The sequence below is a fragment of the Trebonia sp. genome (assembly GCF_030042015.1).
GTDB lineage: Bacteria > Actinomycetota > Actinomycetes > Streptosporangiales > Streptosporangiaceae > Trebonia.
In genome coordinates this window covers 1-7,581 of record NZ_JASIAL010000129.1, presented here as the reverse complement: position 1 = coordinate 7,581, position 7,581 = coordinate 1, and the positions used below count along the sequence as shown (strand labels likewise).

Below are 7,581 nucleotides of genomic sequence, written 5' to 3'. Positions count from 1 at the left end.
CCTCCACGCCGTGCTCTTGATCGGTGAACAGGTCCACATCCTGGGTCGGCCGGGAGATCACGCCGTAAGCGAGCAGCGCGTTCCCGCCGCCCAGCGCGAACCCGTGCTCGCGCGCCGCGGTCAGCGCCACCGCGGCTACCCGGCGGTGCAGGTCACTTACCGGCATCAGGCTGCCCCGGCCTCGGCGGCCCGCAGCTGCGGATGAAGCTCCTCCCACGCCCGCCGCACGCCCTGCGGCAGGTACAGTTCCGGCCACGACGCGGTCAGAGTGTCCCGGTCCAGATAGCCAGTCAGGTCTTCCGGCCGGCTGGCCTCCCGCAGCACGATCTGATACAGCCAGCGGCGCAGGTACGGCACGCCCAGGTCGAAGACGGGACTGGGGCCGCTCCAGTACAGCCGCAACGGCAGTTCCACCGTGCCCCGCGACGGGCCGCGCAGGCTCGCCAGGTCGGTCACCACAATCACCCGGCGCCCAGGCCGCGCCAGGTACCGGGTCCGCACCGCGACCGCACCCTCCGCGCTCATACCAGCAGAATAGCCCGCGCCCGCCAGCCGCCACGTGTTTCAGCGTCCTGCGCCCCTGGACCCACGCGCGAATCCTGCGAAGGTGCCGGTAAGGATGGACTGCCAGCTGGTCCAGCCAAGCACCAGGCCGATGCTGGCTGCGAGCTTGTCGCAGAGGCCCATCTCCCCGGGCCTGACCAGGAACAGAGCGAGATAAAGGCACGAGAGCGCGGCGTCTGCTGGCCGAGCGGGCGGTGCTGGAGACGCTGCTCCCGTTTAGCGGCCCGCCGGCCCGGCGTGGCCGCATGCGGTCCAGGCCAAAGCGGTATCGGCCCGCGGCCGGTCCCTGCTGTCGGCGCTATCTTTGAGCGCGTATGGAGGGGCACGCATCGTTCAGGGTGACCATCCGATAAGTGAATCAGCCAGATCACCCGAGATCTGACAATGAGGTAGGCGCTGGCTGCGCCGGCCGTCCGTCAGCTGACGGATGTCTCCCCAGTGAATAATGCGCAAGTGTTGGCGGTGCAACTTTCACGAGCTCTTCTTGCGGGTCTGGGTATCAGGTCTCCAGCCGAAAGTCACTGCTGCCGCCGGGTAGGTGTCTGAGAACTTATGGATAACGCGTTCGCACCGCTTTCAGTAGCAAGGGCATACCGGGTCTCTGAGATCTGGCGGCCGCGAGATCCGCAGGATCAGGGGACCGGGCACCGCGGGCGGGCGCAGCGTGCGGCGCTTACGGCGGCCTACCATGCCGGGATCGCTGGTTCTGGTGACGGCACCATCGCGTTCGGCTGGATCCGCACGGCGGCAGGCGGTCCGGTGCATGTGCTGACGGTTGGGGACGCGCTGGTCGGCAGCGCGGACGCCGAATCCGGCGAAGTGCTGCTGTCGCTGCCGTGCGGCGCGCGCGGAACAGCGCTGCGGCCAGCCGAGCTCGGCTGGCTGACAGGGCAGCTAGGGTGCTGGCGGGAGGTCGCCGGGATCAGCGACGCGCTGCTCACGGCGGGTGCCATGGACGGCCGGGCCGGGAGGCAGGCTGCCTTTCCCCTTGATGAAGGGCTGCTCGGGAACTGGACAGGCCCGTTCGGCTGGCTCGTGATCGCCGGGCCGGTAAGCCGGGCGGAGCTGCAGGGGCTGCTGGAGGATGCCGGGTCGCGGCAGCGCGCTGCGGAAGGGGCGGCTGACCGGTTTCCCGGGCAGGCCACCCTGGCACGGCGGCTGGGGGAGCGGTACGCCGAGTTCCGGCGGGGCGAGTCCGCCGGGGTCTGGCGGATCACCATCCTGGCAGGCGGAACCGATCCCGGGAGCGCTGCCCGGGTGGCCGGGCTGGTGTGCGCGTCGGCTGACCTCGAGGGGCTTCCCTACGCGCTGAGCCCTGCACCCGCGGAGCCGGGCGGACCGGCTGGCGCGGGCGGGGACGGGGTTCCGTCGTCGCCGTTCTACGGGTCTACCGAGCTGCTCGCCGCGCTCGCCCGCGTCCCGGAGGCGGAAGTGCCAGGGGTACGGCTCGCGCTGCGGCCGCAGTTTGACGTCAGTCCCGAGCTCGCGGCGCAAGGGCCCGCCGCCGAGATCGGGCACGTCCTGGACGCGAACCTGATGCCGGCCGGGCCGTTCACGGTGTCGGCCGAGTCGCTCAACCGGCACGTATTCGTCTGCGGCGCTACAGGCGGCGGCAAGTCGCAGACGGTGCGGTCGCTGCTGGAGGCGGCTACCGGGCTCGGGGTCCCGTGGCTGGTCGTCGAGCCGGCCAAGTCGGAGTACCGGATGATGCCCAGCCGCGTCCCGCACCAGGAAGTATTCAGGATCAGGCCAGGGGAACCCGATGCGGTCGCCGCCGGCCTGAACCCCTTCGAGCCCGCCACGGCAGCGGACGGCGGCCGTTTCCCGCTGCAGGCACACGCGGACCTGGTCAAGGCGCTGTTCATTGCGTCGTTCCAGGCCGAGGACCCGTTCCCGCAGGTGCTCAGCGCGGCGCTGGCCCGGGTGTACGAGGAGGCCGGGTGGGACCTGGCGCTCGGGGAACCCCGGCGGCCGGACACCGAGGCGGCTTACCCGACCCTGACCGGGCTGCAGCGCGCGGCCGAACGGGTCGTGGCGGAGATCGGCTACTCCCAGCGGGTCACCGATGACGTGCTCGGCTTCATCAGGGTCCGGCTGGCCAGCCTCCAGCGGGGTACCAGCGGCCGTTTCCTCGAAGGCGGGCACCCGGTCGACTTCGGGACCGTGCTGCGGAAGAACGTCGTGCTCGAGCTCGAAGACGTCGGTGACGACGCCGACAAGTCGTTCCTCATGGGCGCCGTGCTGATCCGGCTCGCCGAGCACCTGCGGCTGGAGCACCGCCCCGGGACGGCGCCGGGGCTGCGGCACCTGACGGTCATCGAGGAGGCGCACCGGCTGCTGCGCAGGCCCGGGGCGGCCGGCCCGGGCAGCGCCGCGGGAGCGGCCGGTCACGCCGTCGAGCTGTTCGCCGGGCTGCTCGCGGAGGTGCGGGCCTACGGCGAGGGCCTGGTGATAGCCGAGCAGATCCCGGCCCGCCTCGTGCCCGACGTCATCAAGAACACCGCCGTGAAGATCGTCCACCGCCTGCCCGCCGCCGACGACCGCGAGGCGGTCGGCGCCACCATCAACGCCACGCCGGCGCAGTCCCGCTACCTGGTCACCCTTCCCCCGGGACAGGCGGCCGCGTTCGCTGACGGCATGGACTTCCCCGTGCTGGTCAAGGTCAATGACGGCACGCGGCGGGAGCGCGCCCGGCCCGGCACCAGCGACCCACGGGCGCTCGTCCGCACGCGCGCGGCAAGCTGCGGCAGCGAGTGCACGGGCCGTCCCTGCACCCTGCGGGAAATGCGGCACGCCCAGCAGGCCCTCGAAGACGAGCCGTGGATCGGGGCGTGGGCCGCCCTGGGCGTGCTCGCTCACCTGACCGGCTGGCCCACCCCGGTCCCCGAACCAGGCGTCCTGGCCGCCGCCGGGGCTCTTCCCGCCAGGACGCTCCAGTGCGCGATCTCCCACGCGACGGAGACAGCGGCCTCCCTGCCGCCGCTGATCACCCGCCGCAGGACGCTAGCCGCCCACGTCTCCGCCGTGCTGCGCGCCCGGGCCGAGCACGGCGAATGGCTCTGCCCCCCGGACGAGCCGGAATGGCTGCTCCCCGGCCCGGTCCCGGCTGCCATCACAGACATCCTGCTCCAGGCGATCGCGAAGGGCCGAACCGCCTCGCTGACCAGCTCGCTAGCCAGCTTTATCGACTGCCGGTGGCCCCTGAACTACCTCGCGGAGGAACCCTCCCCGGCTGAAACAGGCGGCGGCTGACAGCAGGTAACAGGTACTGGCCTGGCCAGGTTTCTTCCGGGGGAGCGTGCTCAGGGTGCAGCTGGTCCGGGATGTCCGCCGCGCTGAGCGTGTGCAGGGCAGCCGGATCCCAGCCCGGTGCCAGGGATGCGGCCGCCACACGCTGCGCCTGGATCGCGGTCGCCCGATTCAGCAGCCCGACCGCGAGCCGGGCGTTACCGGAGCCGTGGCCACCCTCGGCCCGGGCAAGCACCCCGGCCGCCTTGGACTCGGCCGCGGGAGTCAGCGTCAGGCCAGCCTCGTCAGCCAGGGAACCGAATATCACGGCCAGCTGCCCAGGGGTGAAGCCCGGGAAGTCGACGACAGCCCGGAAGCGGGCGGCGAGGGAAGGACTGCCGTGCAGCAGGCTCCGCAGCGGGCCCGCCTGCCCGGCCAGGATCACGGCGAGCTCGTCCCTGCGCTCGTTGCGGTACTCGGTCAGCTGCTCATACAAGCGGCGCAGCACCTGCTGCCCCTGGTCGGGAAGGCGCTGCCAATCGTGCGCTGCGTTGATCATCAAGATCCCGCCGCTCGCAGGCCTGACCGCCTCGGCAAGCAGCTTGCCTGTTTCCCCCGGACTGGCACCTACCAGGTCAGCGGCTGCGGCCTCGATGACGTGCCCGGTCGCCAGGACTCCCAGCTTGCGGTAATCCTGGCCGACAGCGACGGCTGCCCGCGACCTGCCGGTGCCGGGGCCACCGGTGAACACGAGGTTCTTCCACACAGGCCGCCGGATCGCCGAACCGGCAGCCCGGCGGCTCTGCTGCGCCTTGAGGGCTGCCATCACCTCGTTCAGCGGTCCGTGCACAGTCTCCCGGTGCAGCAGGGCGGCTAGGCCCTCTGCGAAGACTCCTGCGGGCTGAAGTGAGATCGGCCCGGAGGTCGCCGGGAGTGCCGGTGCCGGCGGGGCAATCCGGTCCCGGGCGGGGTGCGGGAGTCTCCGCCCGGGTTCAGCGGAGCCATCAGGGGCGAGCCCCAGCGCTTCCCGTGCCGCCGGCGGCACCCCAAGGCCGTCAGCGAACGCTTCGAAGACAGATGACGCCCGGGGCTTCCGCTTACGCCCTGCCCACTCGCTCAGCCGCCCCTGGCTGATGCCGGTCAGCTCCGATATCCGTCCCTGCGTGAGCCCCTGCGCGCCCAGGATCATGACGACCCGGCCGAGATCCCGCCTTGCGCACGCGTCGAGCACGTCTTGCTGCGCGAAGACGCGCTCGACTATCTCGCGCACCTCAAAGATACCCAGAGCCATGGCGCGCTTGCCAATCTCTCGTTTCCCATCAGCCATTACGGGCGGGCATCGCTGATGCGCCCGCCGCGTACATACAACCAAGACTCAGCAGGATGGGGTACAGGCCGAAATAACCAATTTCCAGGTCCGTATTGACTAGCCCGTGCGTGCCCCTGGAAGCCTGACTGCCTAGCCTTTACCAGCAGGAACTCCCGGATGCGCTCCCAGTATGAAGTGGGATGCCGGAAGAGGGAAGGCGTAAGGAATACGTAATGAATTCATACCAGTTTTCGGTGCCAATGAGGCCGTCCTCGAGCGAGGGACCGTGTCCAGGAGAAATCAGTCAGCGGGAACGATGGGCAACGGCCGGACCCGCATCCGGCCGCGGGCGATGGTTACCACTGCGCCTGCCTCCAGGTCGTCTGTTACTGCCGGGAGGTTCGCGGCCAGCAGGGCTGCCTGGTCGTCGGATGTGAGCCGGTCCGCGGATCGCAGAAGGACCACTGATGGCCGTGTCGCTCCGCGGCTGGCCGCCAGCAGCTCGCCGAAATCGCTGTCGGCGGAAACGATTACCAGGTCGTTCTCGGCGGCGTAGTCGAGGATGGTCCGGTCTGGTGCCGTGAGCAGCCCTGCATCGCCAACGTGAACAGACTCCAGCCCGGCCTTATTCAGGGCAGCGGCAACCTTCGGCGACAGGTTGGCGTCGACCAGAAAGCGCACGACGGCTAGGCCGGCTGGGCGAGCGGCAGCTCACGTTCCTGCAGGGCCGCCGCGGCGAACTCCAAGGCGGCCAGCACGTCGGCCCGGTCCAGGTACGGGAAGTCAGCGAGCAGCTCAGAGATGGTCAGCCCCGCAGCGAGCTGGCCCAGGACCGCGCTCACCGTGACCCGGGTATCGCGGATGCAGGGCAGGCCGCTCATCCGGTTCGGGTCGATGGTAATCCGCTCGTACGCCACGCTTTCAGCGTACGCTTGCCAACCTCTGGCCGCTCAGCGCAGCGCACTTCCCTTGCGCGCGAGCGGCTGAACTTGACCCCGGTAGAGCGGTCCGCCGATAGGGGAGGCAGCGGAGCATCCGGGCGAGCACCGGCGTAATGATCCCCACAGAATCCCCACAACTCCGGGTTCCGTGGCATCGATCCCACAGAAAACCCACGGACAAAACGGCATTATCGGGCACTCGGCGGCACGGCTGTTATGATGACTTTGTAGCCCCTACAAGCGGTTTGTGCAGGTAGAAGAGCTGACGGCGATCGTGCTCACCGGAGTCCTCAGTGACGAATGCACCTCTGAAAAGCGGAAGGTCGACAGTTCGATCCTGTCCCTGACCACTCGCCAGGAGCAGCGGATTAACCCTCAGCCGCTGCCCGGCACCAATAGTTGCTCGGCCGAGCACCACCAGCTTGTGCGCCCATCAACGGGGGCGGTATTCATTGGCGCGTGATCGCGCGGGCAGGTGCTTCCCCTGCGCCGATACGGAATGATCTTCAGCGTATGCACGCCTCCATCCCGGAGAGCGGCCCTGATCGCGCCACGGCTGGCTCTGAGCAGCTGCCTCTGCTCTGGTGCAGTGAGGCTGCTTGCGATGCGCGCGGGGTGGATCCGGGCGCGCCACAAGATTTCATCGGCTAGCAGGTTGCCGATGCCGGCGATCCGTCGCTGGTCCATGATCCGTGCCTTAACGGGTGCCGAGCTGCCTGCGAGCATCGTCCGGAACTGCGCCGGCGTAATCAGCTGAGCGTCAGGGCCCAGCTGGTCGACAGGTGGGTTGAGCCTGATGCGGCCCAGGCGCCGCGGGTCGACCAGCATGAGCCGACCGCCGTCTTCGAACGTCACGGTGAATCGAGCCCAACGATAATCCCCCGGCTCCCGGCGTCCCTCCCAGTAATCGCCGCCGTCGATCTCGGCTCCGTCGGCGTCAGCGATTACGATCTTGCCCGACATGCCGAGGTGAATGCCTAGTGTGACCGCCTCCAGCGAAGGGCCGGTCTGGCACCACATGCTCTTCCCCCGCCGCATCGCGGAAGTGAGTGCCCTCCCCAGCAGCGCATGGCGGATTTCCCCCGGCGCGTGCGGGCGGCATACGTAAGTGTCGGAGTCATCGACGTCAGTGATGTATCGCCGGAGTCCGTTCCGCTCGATCACCGCACGGGCCGATTCCACCTCTGGAAGCTCAGGCATGTAACGTCTCCTGCTGCGGTACCGGGACCGCATGCGATACCGAGCTGCGATGCTACCGAAGCTGCGGCCGGCGATTGAGTAACGCCGCAGGATAACCCGCGCCCGGCCGGGGCGATGATCGCGCCCTGGGTCACGTGCCGAGGGCGACGATCAGACGACACTTGCGCGACGAGCTTGCTGGCCTGGCTAGTTCTGCTGGGCGGCGAGGTCCTCGCGGCGGATGGTGGCCAGCGCGGTGGCGCGCGAAGCGAGCGCGAGTCCGGCCGCCAGCCGCCAGCCGGCCCGCGGACGCGGTGCGTGCCGTCTACGGCGTCCCCGTCCGGCTCGACGCGATGCGTG

Annotated in this window: 6 protein-coding genes; 1 reads left to right on the top strand and 5 read right to left on the bottom strand. The window is 69.6% G+C overall.

Annotated elements, in window-relative coordinates; all coding sequences use genetic code 11:
- Positions 1 to 165 precede the first annotated feature (165 nt).
- Positions 166 to 525 carry a hypothetical protein gene (locus tag Q1N79_RS06385; protein WP_300605543.1) on the bottom strand — a complete coding sequence of 120 codons (360 nt, stop codon included), beginning with the start codon at positions 523 to 525 and terminating at the stop codon, positions 166 to 168.
- A gap of 798 nt (positions 526 to 1,323) precedes the next feature.
- Here Q1N79_RS06385 and Q1N79_RS06380 point away from each other — a divergent pair.
- Positions 1,324 to 3,816 carry an ATP-binding protein gene (locus tag Q1N79_RS06380; RefSeq protein ID WP_300605541.1) on the top strand — a complete coding sequence of 831 codons (2,493 nt, stop codon included), beginning with the start codon at positions 1,324 to 1,326 and terminating at the stop codon, positions 3,814 to 3,816.
- Here Q1N79_RS06380 and Q1N79_RS06375 read toward each other — a convergent pair.
- The 4 genes from Q1N79_RS06375 to Q1N79_RS06360 all read right to left on the bottom strand — a co-directional run bounded on the left by Q1N79_RS06375 (position 3,746) and on the right by Q1N79_RS06360 (position 7,242).
- Positions 3,746 to 5,083, bottom strand: a complete 1,338-nt coding sequence (locus Q1N79_RS06375) for an AAA family ATPase (protein ID WP_300605539.1) — start codon at positions 5,081 to 5,083, stop codon at positions 3,746 to 3,748. The two genes, Q1N79_RS06380 and Q1N79_RS06375, sit on opposite strands and share 71 nt — an antisense overlap.
- Before the next feature lie 318 nt (positions 5,084 to 5,401).
- Positions 5,402 to 5,782, bottom strand: coding sequence for a DUF5615 family PIN-like protein (locus tag Q1N79_RS06370; RefSeq protein ID WP_300605537.1), 381 nt, complete (start codon positions 5,780 to 5,782; stop codon positions 5,402 to 5,404).
- A 5-nt stretch (positions 5,783 to 5,787) separates the two neighbouring features.
- Complete coding sequence (locus Q1N79_RS06365; RefSeq protein WP_300605535.1) at positions 5,788 to 6,018, bottom strand: DUF433 domain-containing protein; 231 nt, start codon at positions 6,016 to 6,018, stop codon at positions 5,788 to 5,790.
- Between the two features lie 399 nt (positions 6,019 to 6,417).
- On the bottom strand, positions 6,418 to 7,242 hold the full coding sequence (locus Q1N79_RS06360; RefSeq protein WP_300605533.1) for a DNA-formamidopyrimidine glycosylase family protein: 825 nt from the start codon (positions 7,240 to 7,242) through the stop codon (positions 6,418 to 6,420).
- Between the last annotated feature and the right edge of the window lie 339 nt (positions 7,243 to 7,581).